The 18,913-nt window shown below is 28.2% G+C and carries 21 protein-coding genes; all 21 read right to left on the reverse strand.

The window, feature by feature from the left end; genetic code table 11:
• Positions 1-8: 8 nt before the first annotated feature.
• Positions 9-1,247 (reverse strand): polysaccharide pyruvyl transferase family protein, encoded by a 1,239-nt coding sequence (locus tag FRIFI_RS09155; RefSeq protein ID WP_166505687.1) that lies wholly within the window; start codon positions 1,245-1,247, stop codon positions 9-11.
• Between the two features lie 26 nt (positions 1,248-1,273).
• Entirely contained in the window at positions 1,274-2,260 is a 987-nt protein-coding gene (locus FRIFI_RS09160) for a glycosyltransferase family 2 protein (RefSeq protein WP_166505688.1), read from the reverse strand.
• Entirely contained in the window at positions 2,257-3,648 is a 1,392-nt protein-coding gene (locus tag FRIFI_RS09165; protein ID WP_166505689.1) for a hypothetical protein, read from the reverse strand. Before FRIFI_RS09165 ends, FRIFI_RS09160 begins: the two co-directional genes overlap by 4 nt.
• 13 nt (positions 3,649-3,661) lie before the next feature.
• The gene (locus tag FRIFI_RS09170; protein WP_166505690.1) at positions 3,662-4,744 is read right to left on the reverse strand and encodes a glycosyltransferase family 4 protein; all 1,083 of its coding nucleotides are present in this window, start codon (positions 4,742-4,744) and stop codon (positions 3,662-3,664) included.
• A 12-nt stretch (positions 4,745-4,756) separates the two neighbouring features.
• Positions 4,757-5,602, reverse strand: a complete 846-nt coding sequence (locus FRIFI_RS09175) for an ATP-grasp fold amidoligase family protein (protein ID WP_166505691.1) — start codon at positions 5,600-5,602, stop codon at positions 4,757-4,759.
• Positions 5,603-5,619: 17 nt separating this feature from the next.
• Positions 5,620-6,093 (reverse strand): PssE/Cps14G family polysaccharide biosynthesis glycosyltransferase, encoded by a 474-nt coding sequence (gene pssE, locus FRIFI_RS09180; RefSeq protein WP_166505692.1) that lies wholly within the window; start codon positions 6,091-6,093, stop codon positions 5,620-5,622.
• Complete coding sequence (gene pssD, locus FRIFI_RS09185) at positions 6,090-6,575, reverse strand: PssD/Cps14F family polysaccharide biosynthesis glycosyltransferase (RefSeq protein ID WP_176579607.1); 486 nt, start codon at positions 6,573-6,575, stop codon at positions 6,090-6,092. Before pssD ends, pssE begins: the two co-directional genes overlap by 4 nt.
• Entirely contained in the window at positions 6,565-7,254 is a 690-nt protein-coding gene (locus FRIFI_RS09190) for a sugar transferase (protein WP_330405513.1), read from the reverse strand. Before FRIFI_RS09190 ends, pssD begins: the two co-directional genes overlap by 11 nt.
• 18 nt (positions 7,255-7,272) lie before the next feature.
• Complete coding sequence (locus FRIFI_RS09195; RefSeq protein WP_166505693.1) at positions 7,273-7,983, reverse strand: CpsD/CapB family tyrosine-protein kinase; 711 nt, start codon at positions 7,981-7,983, stop codon at positions 7,273-7,275.
• Positions 7,984-7,991: 8 nt separating this feature from the next.
• Positions 7,992-8,672 (reverse strand): YveK family protein, encoded by a 681-nt coding sequence (locus tag FRIFI_RS09200; protein ID WP_166505694.1) that lies wholly within the window; start codon positions 8,670-8,672, stop codon positions 7,992-7,994.
• A 207-nt stretch (positions 8,673-8,879) separates the two neighbouring features.
• On the reverse strand, positions 8,880-9,932 hold the full coding sequence (gene ispG / locus FRIFI_RS09205) for a flavodoxin-dependent (E)-4-hydroxy-3-methylbut-2-enyl-diphosphate synthase (protein WP_166505695.1): 1,053 nt from the start codon (positions 9,930-9,932) through the stop codon (positions 8,880-8,882).
• A gap of 110 nt (positions 9,933-10,042) precedes the next feature.
• Positions 10,043-11,056 carry an RIP metalloprotease RseP gene (rseP, locus tag FRIFI_RS09210; RefSeq protein ID WP_166505696.1) on the reverse strand — a complete coding sequence of 338 codons (1,014 nt, stop codon included), beginning with the start codon at positions 11,054-11,056 and terminating at the stop codon, positions 10,043-10,045.
• A gap of 44 nt (positions 11,057-11,100) precedes the next feature.
• Positions 11,101-12,252, reverse strand: a complete 1,152-nt coding sequence (locus FRIFI_RS09215) for a 1-deoxy-D-xylulose-5-phosphate reductoisomerase (RefSeq protein ID WP_166505697.1) — start codon at positions 12,250-12,252, stop codon at positions 11,101-11,103.
• A gap of 156 nt (positions 12,253-12,408) precedes the next feature.
• On the reverse strand, positions 12,409-13,188 hold the full coding sequence (locus FRIFI_RS09220; protein WP_092925072.1) for a phosphatidate cytidylyltransferase: 780 nt from the start codon (positions 13,186-13,188) through the stop codon (positions 12,409-12,411).
• A gap of 12 nt (positions 13,189-13,200) precedes the next feature.
• Positions 13,201-13,923, reverse strand: a complete 723-nt coding sequence (locus FRIFI_RS09225) for an isoprenyl transferase (RefSeq protein WP_092925070.1) — start codon at positions 13,921-13,923, stop codon at positions 13,201-13,203.
• Between the two features lie 29 nt (positions 13,924-13,952).
• Positions 13,953-14,156, reverse strand: a complete 204-nt coding sequence (locus FRIFI_RS09230; RefSeq protein WP_092925068.1) for a hypothetical protein — start codon at positions 14,154-14,156, stop codon at positions 13,953-13,955.
• 2 nt (positions 14,157-14,158) lie between these two features.
• Positions 14,159-14,716 (reverse strand): ribosome recycling factor, encoded by a 558-nt coding sequence (gene frr / locus FRIFI_RS09235; RefSeq protein WP_092925066.1) that lies wholly within the window; start codon positions 14,714-14,716, stop codon positions 14,159-14,161.
• A gap of 86 nt (positions 14,717-14,802) precedes the next feature.
• Positions 14,803-15,507: a UMP kinase gene (pyrH, locus tag FRIFI_RS09240; RefSeq protein WP_092925064.1), complete on the reverse strand. Its 705-nt coding sequence runs from the start codon at positions 15,505-15,507 to the stop codon at positions 14,803-14,805.
• Positions 15,508-15,645: 138 nt separating this feature from the next.
• The gene (tsf, locus tag FRIFI_RS09245) at positions 15,646-16,551 is read right to left on the reverse strand and encodes a translation elongation factor Ts (RefSeq protein WP_092925062.1); all 906 of its coding nucleotides are present in this window, start codon (positions 16,549-16,551) and stop codon (positions 15,646-15,648) included.
• A gap of 72 nt (positions 16,552-16,623) precedes the next feature.
• On the reverse strand, positions 16,624-17,346 hold the full coding sequence (gene rpsB / locus FRIFI_RS09250) for a 30S ribosomal protein S2 (RefSeq protein ID WP_092925060.1): 723 nt from the start codon (positions 17,344-17,346) through the stop codon (positions 16,624-16,626).
• Positions 17,347-17,595: 249 nt separating this feature from the next.
• Positions 17,596-18,795, reverse strand: a complete 1,200-nt coding sequence (locus FRIFI_RS09255; protein WP_242977243.1) for a D-alanyl-D-alanine carboxypeptidase family protein — start codon at positions 18,793-18,795, stop codon at positions 17,596-17,598.
• Positions 18,796-18,913: the final 118 nt, after the last annotated feature.

Consider the following 18,913-nt stretch of genomic DNA (forward strand, 5'->3'; position numbering starts at 1 on the left):
TTTGAAATTTATCTTAAGTTGTTAGATATATCTTCAATCATAACCTTTACTCTTTCTTCACATTCATCTACTTTAATCTGAATATCTTCTAGTATAGTATTATAATTGTTCATTATATATTGTATTTTATCCAAACATTCATCTTTTACAATTCCACTTTTCCAAAGTGTATCTTTTTCACCTCTAACAATTAACTCTTTTAATCCTAATCCTTCTCCTATAACACCATTATACTTTACACTATATGATATACTTATCGCTGGCTTTTTCATTTGTAATGTAGATATTGCTCCATGCATTCTACCTGTTATTGTAAACATTCCATTTCCTAATATAAATCTAGCTTGTAATGGAGTAAGTTCATCATATATACATATCATCTTATCTAAATTACTTGCTTTATCTTGTATTTTCTTTATAATATTTCTATCATCACCTGCTTTAGGTCTAAGTACGTGAGATAATAAAACTATCTTTTTATCTGGATTCATATCTATTATAGATTTTATTATATCAACCCAGGTATTAACATAAATATTTATATCTGGACAATAACTTTCATATAATCCAGAAGGAATTAATGTTATATATTCTTCTCTATTTAAATTATATTTGTTTAATATTTTATCTTCTATTTCCTTATTCTCTTGATATGGTAATGGTAAAAAGGCTAAATCTCTAGAATCAGATATATTCTTTAACCCTAAATCATTCTGTAAGTATTTTGTTGTCCAAGGGTCTCTCGAATATATTTTTACTCCTTCCATAGCTACTCTTGCCTTTGTAATTCTTTCTTCTTTAAACGGTCCTATAGTTTGTCCTACTAGATATAAATTCATTTTATTTTTGATATAATTTATTCTATATAATTCATTTTCTAGACTTTTTATCCCGTAGTACTCTGATAAATCATCTCCTCCAAGGATAACTAAGCTTTCCGTATTTTTACATAATTCATTTAAATTTTTTTTAGTGTAATAAGAACTAAAATAGTCTCTCTTTATTTTATTTAAAATTTTTTGAATTATATTTGTAGAATAATATAAATTGTAGTCTATTGTTTTTCTACTCATGATGCCTTCATTATATTGTTGTTTGTAATTTTCTAAATCTTCATCATTATATACGTCTAGTTCATATTCATTCTTATTACCCGAGTATTTATCCAAATAATACATAAAATTAGTTACCATCATATTTGTCCCATAATTTAGTGGATTTCCAGCATGTTCAATTCTTATCTTCATTTTAAGTTGCCCTTTCTATTGATTTTCTAAATTTCTTTCTCTATGTTTTTTACATAATACTCTATATTTCTATCTTTAATTAAAAAAGCTATAGATAGTATCATGAAAAAGTTGTTTTTCTGATTAAATAATACCTCTTGTATATTACCTCTATTTTTTATGCACATTAATGCATAATATACTATAGGTATTAATATAAAATGTGGATATTTTATAGATAAAATACATACAATTATCATAACTAAGGTTAATATTACAGATCTTAACGTTCTTTTTTGAACTCCAAATGATAGGTATTGTTTTATACAATTATTCTTTATACTGTTTAATATCGCTAGCCAAAACGATGAATAAAAACCTCTTTTAAATCTTTCAATATGCGATTTAGAGTTTTCATCTAAATAGTGATGATGTATACATTCTAAATTATTAGTTCTAACAATCCTATACCCTTGTTTTTTTAAACGTGAAAACAATTCTACCTCTTCATTGCAGAAAAGTTTACAGTTAAAGTTCCCACTATTGTCTAACTTGCTTTTATCTATAATAAAATAACCTCCTGGGGATTTCAATTCTTCTATATCTTTATTTACATTATATCTATCTTTTATATACTTTATCGCCTTATCTTTTTTATATAGTACTTCTGGTAATCTACCTGAAACTACTGAAACTTTTCCATCATCTAACAACTGAAGACATTTTTTTATATTTGAATTATTAGTTAATTCCATATCTGCATCTAAAAATAAAATATATTTGCCAGATGATTTTTGACTTCCTATATATCTTGCTAATGCTGCAGTATATTTATTTGATTCAATTTGATATATCTGTATATTCTTTTGCTTTTTTAATATATCTATACTGCTATCAGTTGAGTTAGAATCAATATATAAAACTTCTATTCTTATATTTTTTAAACTCTCATTCTCATTTACCGCATTAATAGTTCTTATAATGTTTTTAGATTCATTTTTTCCTATAATTACTACACTTAAATCTATACTCATATTAAATCCTTACCCTCTAATTTAATATTTCTTTTATCCAAAAGTCCTATATAAAACCAAGCAAATACTGTAAGTCTAATAGATCCTATCATAGATGAACTATATATAAGCGATATTACACTTACTAAAGTTATTAGAAAAAGCATTCTCATTTGCCTTCTTTTATGGTTTAGTAATGATTTGATTAATATTATCAAGTATACACCTAAAAATAAGAATGTACCTATGTAACCACTTTCAGTAACTAAGTATGGCAATGTAAACCAATCTATTCTCAAGTACTTATACTTTAAATAATACGGTCCTTGTAGTAATTCTGTACTATCACTTGGATGTACAGCTCCTATGCCTTTTCCAAATAGCTTTTCTGAATCATCTTCTAATACATTATTTTTTTGTAATTGATCTACAAAGTTTAATCTATTTAACTGAGTTACTTCTCCATATGAACTTGTTAGGTACTTATCTAAGAAATCTTTATCTAACAAATCATTTTGTGGATATAAAGTTAAATAAAACTTATACCCTAAAAATAAACATCCAAATATTAAAATTATGTAAATTAATTCTTTCAATTTTTTCTTCTTCAATATTATCTCTATTAAAACTATAGTAGGGAAAAGTAACATTAGTAGCTTAACTTCTGCTATGGCCGAATATATAATTATATGAACAACTAAAAATATTAAAAACATATTGTCTAACTTTGTTTTGTTTTTCTTTTCATATAAAATAATAAAATAAATTAATAGAAATATTGAATACTCTCCAGTGGAAAACTCTCCAAATACTCCTGCAATATTGTCAAAATCTATTCCTTGAAAAAACTGAATTAATGTTAAGAAAAATTGAATTATTACTATTGTTTTTACTGTTTTATCCAAGTTTGTAATTATATTATTTTCACTATTTAAGTTATATACATATAAATATACAAAGAAAAAACTATATCTTTTTAACATTGTCCATATGTATAGAACTATACTTGATTCAAAATTTATATTTAATGCATATGTTATTGTATTTAAAACCATCATTAAAATTACGATGTAGGAAACACTCTTATTAATTCTTATCTTTTCCCTTTTAATAATAGCCTTTGATATTATTTTCATTATAATTAACACTAAAAATACTTGTGGTATATTCGATAGTGCTCCACTTATATTACCAAGTAGATTTGAAAAAATTGAAAATAATATAGTATAGTATAGTAGCCTTTCTTCATCTTGCCATAAATATATACAAAATATAAACCCTATTATACAAACTTCGGTAAAAATGATTAAGTTTCCCTGACTCATTATAGACATAAAAAATGACATAATCATTAGTAATATAATTATAAGAACTATGCTATTCTCTAGTTTTAATTTTTTTATAATCATATTAAAGTACCTCTTAATCTCTATAAATTTTGTTTTCGTTCGACTTGCTTCCTCCTAAAATATATAAGTCTTTTATTTTATTGTGATTTATTTCATCACTATAGCATTTTTTTATATCCATAAAATTATTTTGACTATAATATTTTCTTAACTCTAAGTTATTAATTATTTTTTCTATTGCTATTTCAAGTTGATTTATATCACCCGGATTAAATAACTCTCCATTTCTCTCTTGCTTTATAAATTCAGGTATACTGCCAATATTAGTTGAAATTATTGGAACTCCATAACTCATAGCCTCTAATATAGACATAGGCATTGCCTCTTTATGTGATGGTAGTATAAAAATCATAGATTTTTTTAACTCTTTTAATACCTGATCATTATCAACCCATCCTAAAATTTCAAAATTCTTTTCTATCCCATATTCTTTTATGATACTCTCTATTGTGTTAGTGTCTCCACCTCCACAAATTGTAAATTTTATATTTTTATACTTTTTTACAATTATGTTTGCAGCTTCTATCAAATCAAATATACCTTTTTCTCTTTCAACTCTTCCAATAAAAGTAATTTGATTAGATTTTTGATTATAGTTATTTTTATCTCTATCTTTTACAGAATTATTTATTACTACAATTTCTGAACTAGTCATTTTTTTTATTTTATTCTTCCATCCATCGCTTAAGACTACTATATAATCGCATTTATTTAGTACTTTTCTTATATTTTCATCCTTTTTTGAATTCATTTTTTCTAAATAAAATTCTTCAAATCCACCACCATGTATATGAAGTATAATTTGCTTTTTAAATAAATATGATATATTAATAAATATACTTTTTCTTGCAAAACTGTTCCCTGAAGCTGTATGTATGTGAACTAAACTTATTTTTTTGAATATCAAATAATATATCATTTTAAGAATAGAGCAAATACCATAGATTAATTTTATAAATTTATTTCCCAAAGATACTGTGTGCAAATTATATATAATAAACTCTTTCAAGAATTCTGATTCACTATAATTTTTTATTACAGTAGACATACCACCTTTAATTTTGTCCTTATGAGGACCTACCATAAGTATATTCATTATTCTCTCCTTTTAATATTCTCCTAAATCTATTACTTTAGCTAACTCTATATCTTTAGATAAAGGATACATAGGGTCGGTTCCATTAGCTGGAGTAAATGTAAACTCCCCAAAATAAATTCTATTGTTTACAGAATAAAAATCTATTCGTATATATGGTAAATTTTCCGATAGTTCGATAGCTAATCGTTTCATTTTTTCTATGTTTGCAGGCTTCTGTATATGATGTACTTTTCCTAATTTACACACAACATCCATTTCATTCCATTCTGGGTCATAATAGTTTTCTTTATGGTCTGTAAATCTATCTGTATGAACTTCTATCATATGAACCTTTTTTTTAGAACAATGAAATTTATAGTCTCTTAAACTTCCTGTTTCATCCTCTAAATATTCTTCACATATAATTCTAGCTTTAACATTTTTGTACTGGTTTTCTTTTGTATATTTATAAAACTTTTCATTCTTCCATCTATTTAAGGTTTTTATAGTTCTTTCAATATCTAAATCGTCCTTGTTTCTACATATTATATTTCCACCAGTTCCATTTGTCATTTTCAATACAAATTGCTGTGGTAGATTTTCAAACCTTATTTCTGTTGCATCATTATAAACACCATATAATTCTGGTAAATAACTTTCACCTATTTTTTCTTCTATTATTTTCCTGACTTCATACTTATCTACGTAATTAGAATAACGTTCTAAGTTTCCATTTAACTTTACCCATTGTATTTTTTCACCAAAATACTTAGGTTTCTTCAAATTTAATATCCTTTTATAACTTCTGCCAAAATCTATATATAAAACCACTTTAGTAGGGAAAAACATACCTAGTTTTCTTAATTTTTTTTTCATAAATCACCTCTTAAATATCACTTTATAAATTCACATATACTTTCAATTATTTCTTCTGTATTTGATATATACTCTTTTGTCTCAAACTTCTCTATACGATCTATAGCATGTTCCAGTTCATTCGTATTATATACTGCGTATATAAATCCCATAGATTTAAATTGATTTACTATTTGAATCTGATGATTATCAACATGCTCTCTAAAATCAATAAGACGTGGAATTGCTATTACCTTTTTTCTTTTTTTAATAGCATTAATTATAGCTCCAGTTCCCCCATGAGTAATAACTTTATTGCATTTATTCATAATACTTGTAAACTCTTCCCTATCTAGAAATTCTTTATAATTATAATTCTTAGGCTTATAATCGCTATATCCAATCTGAGCAAATACTTCATCTGTTATTATTCCTTCTTCTACTAATCTATCAATCTCTTTTAATAATCTATTAAATTGAAATTTTTGAGATCCTAAAGTAACAAATATCAATATATTCCCCCCTTACATATGGCCTCAGGGTAAAATTCTTTCATTTCGCCCCACTGCACATAGAATTGATCTGCAAATTTATAAATTAACTTCCCTGTAAGAGTAGGAGAATTTATTTTTGCAAAAGACTCTATAAATATTATTTTCTTTCTAAATAGTTTAGCTATAATGCACATAGGTATAGTTGCCAATGCCCCTGTAGATATCACTACATCTGGTTTTTCTTTCATGAATATACTTATTGTTTTTATAGTATTAATAGTCATGTATGGTATAAACTTAAGCTCATGTCTGTTTACCTGTTTTAAGTAATAAAATGGTATATTATCATTTGTTACAGAATAATTAGTTTTTTCCGTAACTACAAAACTTTTATACTTTTGCATAATAGGTTTTAGCATCATAATTTGCTCAAAATGCCCTCCACTTGATGCTATAAAACAAACTTTTTTCATTTTCTTCACTTCTTTCTTAAGATGCATTTTCGTCTCCAAATAATACAAATACTGTTTTAAATATTAATTTTATATCAAGTACTAAATTTCTTGTATGTATATATTCAATATCCATATCTACCCACTCATCAAATCCAATATTATTTCTTCCACTCACTTGCCATATGCAAGTAAGGCCAGGCTTAACTGCTAATCTTTGCATTTGATATGGATTATACTGGGCAACTTCACTAGGTATGGGCGGTCTAGGCCCCACCAAGCTCATATCACCCTTAAGTACATTAAACAACTGCGGAAGTTCATCTATGCTAGTCTTTCTTATAAACTTCCCTACTTTAGTTATTCTAGGATCATCTTTAATTTTAAATGCTGGACCACTTTGTTCATTTTGATCCATCAAACTTTCTAGCAATTCCTCTGCATTGTGTACCATACTTCTAAATTTGTACATTTTAAAAGTTTTAGGATACTTTCCATTTCTCTCTTGTCCAAAGAATACTCTCCCCTTTGGATCTTCTAATTTTATAAGTATTGCTACTACTAAAAATAATGGCGATAATAATATAAGTCCTGTTAAAGAACCAACTATGTCTATGGCTCTTTTTGTCACTTTATAAAGTATGGAATCATTAGTTTTTATGCTATTAACATCAATAGCTATCGCAGGTTCATCTATTTCTTCTTTAAATCTAAGTCTTTTATCCAATACAATCCCTCCATTGTACTAAATTCCTATCTTTTTCCTAAATTTATTTTTTCTACTACTTCTACCTTCATCTTGAGTATAATAATAGCTATATTCAGACCCTTCAGCCTCAAACTTATTAAGAACACAACCTAATATATTTGCCCCTAATTTTTCTAGCCTTTCCTTAGAAACTTTAACTTCTTCTACATCACACTCTTTTGCGCCCACCACAAATACACAACCGTCACTATACCTAGCTATAATACCTGCATCTGTTACTATTCCTATTGGTGGTGCGTCTATAAATATATAATCATAATACTCTCTAAGTTCTTCTACTAATTCTTTCATTCTTTTAGATGCCAGCATCTCAGATGGATTTGGTGGCATAGCTCCACATGTTAATACATGAAGATTTTTTACATCTGTTACATGTACACACTCTCCAAGAGATTTATTTCCTAGTAATAAGTCTGTAAGTCCATGTATATTACTAATATTAAACATTCTATGTACACTTGGGTTTCTTAAGTCACCTTCTAGTAGCAATACTTTTTTATCAAGGTTTGCAAAACTTACTGCTATGTTTGATATTACTGTTGTTTTTCCTTCATTTTGCTTGCTACTTGTAACTGTTATGACTTTAATTTCTTTGTCTATATTTGCAAATTCTATGCTCGTTCTTATTCCCCTATAGGCTTCTGCTATAGGAGATTTTGGATTGTTTATACTTATTATTCTATTCATATGTCCCCCTACTTTACACTACCTTCATTTGGTATTACTCCTAGTATTTGTAAGTCTAGGTGTTTTTCTATATCTTGTGGTGTTTTTATTTTGTTATCTAAGTACTCTATTAAAAACACGACAAATAGACCTATCATAATTCCTAATACACTAGCTATTGCTATATTCATAACTTTATTAGGCTTTATAGGGTTTTCTGGTATTATTGCTTTGTCTATCACTTCTACGCTATTTGCCTTTGTTATTCTTTTTGCTTCCTTTGTAAATACTTTTGGAAGTTCATTTGCTATGTCTCTTGCTATTTTTGGATTTTTATCTTCCACACTTATGTTTATAATTTGTGTATCTTTCACTGGAGATACTACAATTTGTTTTTCTAGTTCTTCATATGTTTTATCTAGGTTTAGTTTTTTTATTACTGGTTCTATTACTGCTCTAGATTTTATTATTTCCCCATATGTTACTGCTAATTTTTGTGTTACTGTGAATTGATCTCCTGTTAGTGTATTTGTTTCTTCATTTTCTTCTGTATTTACTATTAATGTAGAATTTGCTTGGTATACTGGTTTTAGCACAAAAAAACTTAGCACTCCACTTATTGCAGCTGCTAATACTGTTATTGATGCAATTATCCAAAGCCTCTTTTTTATTATTGAAAAATATTCTCTTAGGTCAATTGTTTCTTCCATTTCTCCCTCCATATTTTTGTTAGATATTGTAATTTTTAGTATTAATAATATAGCACTTCGGCATTTTTTTGTATACGTTTTCTACAAAACAAGTTTATTTTCGACAAAAAGTTCATTTTTAAAACTTCCACTAACATTTTATTTTATTTTTTAATTAATTTTTCTAAAATAAAAAATCTACCTCATTTTTATTGAGGTAGATTTTTATTAGTATTTATCTATTTCATCCATTAGCTCTTTTACTAAATCATCGCCTTTTATTTTTCTAACTATTTCACCTTTTTTAAATAATAGTCCTTCACCTTTTCCACCAGCTATTCCAATATCAGCTTCTCTTGCTTCTCCTGGACCATTTACTGCACATCCCATTATAGCTACTGTTATATCTTTATCCATTTTGCTTATTTTTTCTTCTACTTCATTTACCACGCTTATTAAGTCTATATTACATCTTCCACATGTTGGGCAAGATACTACTTTTATCTTATCATTTAATAAGTCTAAGCTTCTTAGTATTTCTTTTCCAACTACTACTTCTTCACATGGATCTCCTGTTAGTGATATTCTTACAGTATCTCCTATACCTTTAAGAAGTAATGCCCCTACTCCTATTGATGATTTTATAGTTCCTTTTTTAACACTTCCTGATTCTGTTATACCTATGTGAAGTGGATAGTCTACTTTTTTAGATATTAATTCATATGCTTCTAGTGTTTTGTATATATCTGATGATTTTAATGATATTACTATATTTCTAAAATCTAAGTCTTCTAATATTTTAACATGACCCATTGCACTTTCAACTAGTGCCTCTGCTGTTGCACTTCCGTATTTTTGAAGTAATTCTTTTTCAAGTGAACCACCATTTACACCTATTCTTATTTTTAAGTTTTTCTCTTTACATTTATTTACTACTTCTTTTACTTTTTCTATGCTACCAATATTACCTGGGTTTATTCTAACTCCATCTACTCCTTGGTCTATTGCTTCTATAGCTAATCTATGGTCAAAGTGTATATCTGCTATTACTGGTATGTTTACATTTCTCTTTATTTCACCTATGTTTTTTGCTGCAATCATATCAGGTACTGCTACCCTTACTATATCGCATCCTACTTCTTCTAGTCTTTTTATTTGTGCTATTGTAGCATTTGCATCTCTTGTATCTGTGTTTGTCATTGATTGTATACTTATTGGGTTATTCCCACCTATTTTTACATTTCCAACGCTTACTTCTCTACATTGTCTTCTTTTATACATGTCTTCACCTCTTTAGTATTTTATGTATTATTTAGCCCTATATAGTATTAAAGAGGTGGATTATAGATTTGTATCTATCCACCCACCTCCTATTTATTATACTATTTATTTTAGAATAATCTAAGTATGTCTTTGTATGTTACAAATAGCATAAGTCCCATTAATAACATAAAGCCTGCTGTATGTATCATAGCTTCTTTGTTTGGGTCTAGTTTTTTCCCACCTCTTAGACCTTCTATTCCTAGCATTACTAATCTTCCTCCATCTAGTGCTGGTATTGGAAGTAGATTAAGCACTCCTAAGTTTAGACTTATCATTGCTCCTATGTACATAAGATTTGGTATACCCATTTTTGCTGCATCTGAAACTATTCCTATTACTCCAACTGGTCCTGCTACAGCATTTGCAGCTCCTCCAGGTACTGAATTTGTTACTAATTGTCCTAAGAATAATACCATTTGCTTAAGCATTTCATATGTTCCAGTAAATGCACTTGGTATTGCATTTAGTATACTTTTATCTCTTTCTGGTGCTATTCCTATTACATATCTTCCTTGTTCATTTTTTTGGGGTTGTATATTAAAGTCTTTAGTCTTACCGTCTCTATCTACTGTTATATTTATTTTTTTACCATCTGTAGTTTGAAGTGTATTTAATATATCTTCCCATGAATTTATTTTTTTACCATTTATGTCTAATATTTTATCATTAGCCATAAGTCCTGCCTTTTGTGCTGGACTATTTTGAGATATTTCTCCTAATACATTTGAATTAGTTGGTGTCCCTATAAACATAAATACTGGTATTAATAATATTACTGTAAATATTATGTTAAAAAATGGCCCTGCAAATAATATACTTGCCCTTTGTAGTAATGTTTTTTTACCAAAGGCATTAGGGTCATTTGTTTCTCCATCTTCCCCTTCCATACTTACATATCCACCTAATGGAAGTAATCTTATTGAATACATTGTATTGTTTTTAGTTTTACTGTATATTTTAGGTCCCATACCTATTGAAAATTCATGTATTGTTACCCCTGCTTTTTTAGCAAACAGGAAATGCCCTAATTCGTGTATAAATACTATTACACCAAATAATAGTATTGCTGCTATTATAGTCAATTTACCACCTCTTTTTTATATTTAATTAAAATTATTTGTTAAGCCTATTTTATTAAGCCGCTTACATATTCTCTAGCCCATTTATCTATATCTAATATTTGTTCTAAAGTTGGCTTTTCTATGCTAGTGTGTGCTTCTAGGGTCTTTTCTATGTATTTTGGTATATCGTAAAACCCTATTTTTTCTTCTAAAAATTCACTAACTAATATTTCATTAGCACTATTTAATACAGCTGAATATGTTCCACCCATTTTTAATGTTTCATATGCTAGTTTTAAGCATGGGAATGTATCCATGTCTGGATTTTCAAATGTTAATGTAGCTATTTTGGCTAAATCTAATCTTTCAAAGTCACATTCTATTCTATTTGGATATGATAGTGCATATTGTATAGGTAGTCTCATATCAGGGCATCCTAGTTGTGCTATTACTGAACTATCTATAAATTGTACCATTGAATGTATTATACTTTGTGGATGTACTACTACATCTATTTTGTCATGTTCTACACCAAATAGCCATTTTGCTTCTATTACTTCAAGTCCTTTGTTCATTAGTGTTGATGAGTCTATACTTATCTTTCTACCCATTGACCAGTTAGGATGTTTTAGTGCTTGATTTTTAGTTACATTTACAAGTTCTTCTTTAGTTTTTCCTCTAAATGGTCCACCTGATGCTGTTAGTATTATTTTTTCTATTTCTTTGTTATTTTCTCCATTTAAGCATTGGAATATTGCACTGTGCTCGCTATCTACTGGAAGTATACTTACTCCCATTTTTTTAGCTTCACTCATTACTAAATCCCCTGCACATACTAATGTTTCTTTGTTAGCTAGTGCTATATCTTTTCCAGCTTTTATTGCTTCTAGTGTAGGAACTAGTCCTATCATTCCTACTATTGCAGTTAATAATACATCTATTTCAGGAAGTGATGATATAGTTTTTAGTCCTTCCATACCACATAATACTTCTATATTTATGTCTGATGGTATCATTGATTTTAATTTTATGTAAGAACTTTCGTTGTATACTGCTACGTATTTTGGTTTAAATTCTTTTATTTGTTCTAGTAATAAGTCTACACTACTATTTGCACTTATTGCTACTACTTCAAATTTATCTTTATGTTGTCTTACTACGTCTAGTGTTTGTTTACCTATTGATCCAGTTGACCCTAGTATTGATATTTTCTTCATTTTGCTTCCCTTTCTATAATTTACTTTATTCATTATTATATTATAACACTATTTATATAATTTTTATCTAATTTGAATATATTTTCAACTATAAAAAATAAGCCTTAGTATTTAACTAAGACTTATATTATAAAAAATTCGCTTTGCTAAAATTCATTATATTATAAAGAATGATATTGCATAGTATATAAATGGTGCTACTAGTATAACACTATCAAATCTATCTAATACTCCACCATGACCTGGTATTAGTTTACCATAGTCTTTTATTCCTACGTATCTTTTTATTGAAGATGCAAATAAATCTCCAAATTGTGCTACTATACTTCCTACACTCCCAATTATAACTAATGGTAATATATTTATATTAAATATATATCCAAATACTATACAACAAATTGTGCTTCCAAGTATTCCACCTATGCTTCCTTCTATGGTTTTTTTAGGACTTACTTTTGGTATAAGCTTGTGCTTACCAAATAAATATCCACTGAAGTATGCAAATGTATCTGTTGCAAATGATATTATAAATATTAACCATACATATAAATGTCCAAATTCAAAATCTTTAAATGTTAATACTATAAAATCTAAAAATATTGCTATGTATATAATACCCATAAAAGTTATAGCTATATCTATAATGTTATTTTTACATCTTAATAAACTAATTATTGATATTAAAAATAATATAAATGCTACTGCATATGTATACTCTAATCTTAAATTAAATATATTTTTAAATGTCAAGTATATAGAAAATATATATCCTATATAATAAATTGGATGTATTTCCTTTGATTTAAAAGCTTTATAAAATTCATTAAGTGCAATAGATACTACTAAAAGTTCTGCTAAATATAGTGGTATTCCCCCAATTATAATGAATATAAATAATGGTACTAATGCTAAACCTGCAATAATTCTTGTACGCATAAATTAATCTCCTTACTTTAGGCCACCAAATCTTCTGTCTCTTTTTTGGTACTCATATATGGCTTTTTGTAGTTGTTTTTCGTTAAAGTCTGGCCAGTGAACATCTGTAAAGTAAAATTCAGAATATGCTGCTTCCCATAATAAGAAGTTACTTAATCTCTCTTCTCCACTAGTTCTTATTATAAGATCTGGATCACTTATAGACTTTGTACTTAAATAACTAGATATTGTATCTTCTGTTATTTCATCTATACTTAGTTTACCACATTTTTCATCTTTTAGTATATTTACTAAAGCATCTTTTATATCATTTCTTGCACCATAATTAAGTGCTAAGTTTAGATTAACTCCAGTATTGTACTTAGTTAATTCATATGCTCTTTCTAATTCATCTATGCATGCCTTTGGAAGTTTAGATGTATCACCTATTGTTGTTATTTTAACATTATTTTTGTGAAGTTCCCTTACTTCATTTTTTAGATATGTTGAAAGTAGGGTCATTAAAGTATCAACTTCAAGCTTTGGTCTTTTCCAATTTTCAGTTGAAAATGCATATAATGTTAAAGTTTTTACCCCTAGTCTATTACATTCTTTTAGCACTTTTCTAATAGTTTCTACACCAGCTTTATGTCCTGCTGTTCTTGGTAGAAATCTAGCCTTTGCCCATCTTCCATTTCCATCCATTATTATAGCTATATGATTAGGTACTCTGTCTAAATCTATATCATAATGCATATTGTACCTCCTAAATACGAATCTGACTCCTATTTTAAGGAGTCAGAAAAGTATGTTACTAATATTTTTACACCTTCAGAAGTCTCAGATATTTTTATGACCTTAGGAACTATTAAAGCTTCTTGATCTTTTTTACCCTTTATCTCTTCTATGGTATATTTTATGTTTTTGTCTTTAAATGTGTCTAAAACATCATTTAAGTGAAGGCCTAATAGGTTATAATATTTTTCCAATATTATACCTCCATTATATCCTTTTCTTTAGCAGCTGCAACAACATCTACTTCTTTTATGAATTTATCTGTTATCTTTTGAACTTCATCTTGTGCTTTTTTAAGTTCATCAGCAGTTAATTCTCCATCTTTTTCCATTTTCTTTAAATTATCGTTAGCATCTCTTCTTTCATTTCTAAGTCTTACTTTGAAATCTTCAGCTGTTTTATGAGCTTTTTTAGCTAACTCTTTTCTTCTTTCTTCTGTTAATGCTGGTACTGATATTCTTATAACTTCACCATCATTTGTTGGGTTAAGTCCTAAATCAGAGTTTCTTATAGCTTTTTCTATTTCAGCCATAGAAGATTTGTCCCAAGCATTTATCATTAAAGTTCTAGCTTCTGGAACAGATACTGCTGCCATTTGGTTTATTGGAGTTGGTGTTCCATAGTAGTCAACTCTTATTTTATCTAACATTTGAGCATTAGCTCTTCCTGTTCTTATTGTAGTGTATTCATATTTTAATGCTTCTATTGTCTTAGCCATTTTAGCTTCTAAGTTCTTATGTATATCTAATTTCATATTTTTCCTCCTAAATATTTTTATCTATATAAACATTATATGCTAATTTTACATTATATAAAATACTTTAGCTATAATTTTAGTTTCTATTTTACTGTTGTACCTATATTTTCTCCCATAACTGCCTTCATTATGTTTTCTGTTGATAATTCAAATACTTTTATAGGTATTTGATTATCCATACATAAAGATGTAGCAGTTGAGTCCATTACTTTTAATTCTTTTTGAAGTACATCTAAGTAAGTTAATTCATCAAATTTAACTGCATCAGCATGAACCTTTGGATCTTTATCATATACTGCATCAACATTTTTAGCAAGTAATATTACTTCAGCTTCCATTTCTGCTGCTCTAAGTGCTGCTGCTGTGTCAGTTGAGAAATATGGATTTCCAGTTCCTGCACCAAATATTACTACTCTTTCTTTTTCTAAGTGTCTAACAGCTTTTCTTCTTATATATGGTTCTGCTATTTGTCTCATTTCTATAGCAGTTTGTACTCTAGTTTGTACATCCATATTTTCTAGTGCATCTTGAAGTGCCATAGAGTTCATAACTGTAGCTAACATTCCTATGTAATCTGCAGTAGTTCTATCCATTCCTTCAGAAGTTCTTCCTCTCCAGAAGTTTCCTCCACCTACAACTACAGATACCTCTACACCTATTTCTCTTATTTTCTTTATAGCAAGTGCTATATCATTTACTATATCGTTATTTATTCCAAATCCTCTATCACCAGATAATGCTTCTCCACTAAGCTTTAGTAGTACTCTTTTGTATTTTGGCTCGATCATTAGAAAATCCTCCCTAAATTTACATTTATCTTATTTTGCTATTGTTTTTGTATTTTTTAACATTATATAAAGCTTTTAGCTTAATATAATGTCTTTTCCTTAAAAAAAGGAGAACACTTAAGTGTTCTCCTTTGGTCATTACTTAAGTTGCTTAGCAACTTCTTCTGCAAAGTTTTCTTCTTTCTTCTCTATACCTTCTCCAACTTCGAATCTAACTACGTTTCCTAAAGCTATTTCAGTTCCTAACTTCTTAGCAGTTTCAGCAACTAATTGCTTTATAGTTAAATCTCCGTTTTTAACGAAAGGTTGCTCTAATAAGCAAACTTCTTTTAATTGCTTTTCAAGTCTTCCTTTTATCATCTTCTCAACTATGTTAGCTGGCTTTCCTTCGTTTAAAGCTTGTTGAGTTAATATTTCTGTTTCATGTGCTATGTATTCTGGATCTACGTCATCTCTTGAAACGTATTTTGGGTTCATAGCAGCAGCTTGCATTGCTATATCTCTTCCCATTGCTATAACTTCTGCATCTCTGCATGGAGTTATCATTTCAACTAAAACACCTATTTTTCCTCCACCGTGGATGTATCCAGCAACTTGTCCGTTAGTAGATATCTTAGCGAATCTTCTTACGTCTAATTTTTCTCCTATTGTAGCTATTCTGTTGTTTAATACTTCAGAAAGTACACCTTCAGCATGATTTTCAGCTAATAATTCAGCAACTTCTGTGTTTTCTGTAGCTAAAGCCATTAAAGCAACATCTTTAACGAAAGTTTTGAAATCTTCGTTTTTAGCAACGAAGTCAGTTTCTGAGTTTACTTCTACTATTGAAGCAACAGTGTTATCTTCATTTATTTCTATAGCAACTAAACCTTCAGCAGCTATTCTATCAGCTTTCTTAGCAGCTTTAGATAAACCTTTTTCTCTTAGTATATCTATAGCTCTTTCCATATTTCCTTCAGCTTCTTGTAAAGCTTTTTTACAGTCCATCATTCCTGCGCCTGTAGATTCTCTTAATTCTTTAACCATTTGTGCAGTTATAGCCATTTTGAGTTCCTCCTATATACTAGTAAAGGTAAGGGTGACCCTTACCTTTTAATTTTGTAGATTAGATTTAGATTATTCTTGATCTTGTGCTTCTTCTTCTACTTCTTCTTCAGCACCTTGTCTACCTTCTATTATAGCGTTAGCCATAGCTCCAGTTATTAATTTAACTGCTCTTATAGCATCATCGTTACCAGGTATAGCGTAATCTAATTCATCTGGATCACAGTTAGTATCTACTATACCGAATACTGGAATTCCTAATCTGTGAGCTTCTTGTATAGCTATGTTTTCTTTTCTTGGGTCTACTACGAACATAGCTCCTGGTAATTCAGGCATATCTTTCATACCGTTTAAGTATTTTTCAAGCTTTTCTTTTTCAGCTCTTAATTTTATAACTTCTTTTTTAGGTAAAACGTCGAATACACCTTCGTTTTCCATTTTTTCTAATTCTCTTAATTTGTTTATTCTTGTTTGTATAGTTTTGTGGTTTGTTAACATTCCACCTAACCATCTTTCGTTAACGTAGAACATTCCACATCTTTCAGCTTCTTCTTTTATAGCATCTTGAGCTTGCTTCTTAGTTCCTACGAATAAAACTGGCTTTCCGCTTTCAGCTATTTCTTTCATAGCTTTGTAAGCTTCTTCAGCTTTCTTTACAGTTTTTTGTAAGTCTATTATATATATTCCGTTTCTTTCTGTGAATATAAATTTAGACATTTTAGGGTTCCATCTTCTTGTTTGATGTCCGAAGTGAACACCAGCTTCAAGTAATTGTTTCATTGATATTACTGACATTTTTTTCCTCCTGGTTTTTAACCTCCGGCATGATCAACTCCCAAAAAAACCTATTAGGCACCTTTTTAGGATCCCATTGCCGTGTGTGATTTTATTTTTTTACCTTTAGTAGTATATCATATCAAATTTTAAAATACAATATATTTTATGATTGATTTTATGTTTATTTTTTTCATTTGTTTTTGTTTGAAAATTTCTATTTCTTCTATTATAAATTATTCTTTATTTTTATATATTCTATACATTTTATTAGTCAGCAAATATCATCTTTATTCTATTTTTAAAGCTTACTTTATCTATATCATTATCACTTACTATATTTACACTACCTAATACTTCACCACTATCTGTAAAATATTTTATAACCCCTAATACATCTCCCTTTTTAACTGGGTATTTTATTTCTTTAAAAGTTATTTGAGATTTTAGCTTTTCTTCTTTAGATAATATTGTATATAATTCTTTGTTTGTTACTAATTTAATTTCTAGTTCATCTATACCTTTTATATACTTTTTACCTATTAATTTATTTTTGTCCATTACCTTTTTGGTGCTAAAATTTTCTTTTCCATAGTTTAGCATACTAAGAGCTGCTGATAATCTTTTTTGCTTATGATTTGCACCTAGTGTTACTCCTATTAGTCTATGCTCTTTTTCATTATTGTTATCTTCTTTTACCATCATAGAAAAAGATAAACAATATCCAGCATTTCCTGTATATCCTGTTTTAATTCCATCTACATTTGGTGATGTACTCATTAATGCTGAGTTTGTGTTATTTTTACAAAAATCTCTTTCTGGATAACTATATGTTCTCATATTAGTTATACTTACAACTTGTTTTTCATAATTATCAAACATAAACTTTCCAAGCTTTGCAATGTCTCTTGCGCTTGATATATTTTCTTTTGGTGGCTTTGTTTTATCATTAAGATCATATATAGGAAGTCCATGTGGATTTACAAAGTGAGTATTTGTCATACCTAATTCTATACACTTTTCATTCATAGACTTTACAAATTCCTCTTCACTTCCTTTTATATGTTTTGCTATTGCCACTGCTGCATCATTTCCTGATACTATCATTAGACCTTTCATAAGTTCAATTAAAGGTATTTTTTCACCTTCTTTTAAATGATAACTAGATCCTCTTACTTTAGCTATAGATTTGTCTACAGTTATAATATCATCTTTTTTAACCTTTCCTTCTTCTATAGCTTCTATAGCTAGTAAAAAGGTCATCATCTTACTTAAACTTGCTAGTGGTCTTTTAGCATCTGCTTCTTTTTCATACAATACTCTTCCAGTTAACTGGTCTATAAGTATTGATGATTTTGAAAACTTATCTACTCTATTGTTGTCATCAGAATAACTAAAAGTAGGAGTTAAAAATGCACAGATGACAATACTTACAATTAATTTTTTTACTCCTTTTTTCAATAACTTCACCTTCTTATATTGATTAATAAGTCTATATTATTTTTTTCCTATTTTGAAAATAATATATCAGTTATTATTTTACATAATAAATTTTTCAAAAAAAAATCAAACAGAAAACTAAAAATTT

The organism is Romboutsia hominis (assembly GCF_900002575.1).
Classification (GTDB): domain Bacteria; phylum Bacillota; class Clostridia; order Peptostreptococcales; family Peptostreptococcaceae; genus Romboutsia_C; species Romboutsia_C hominis.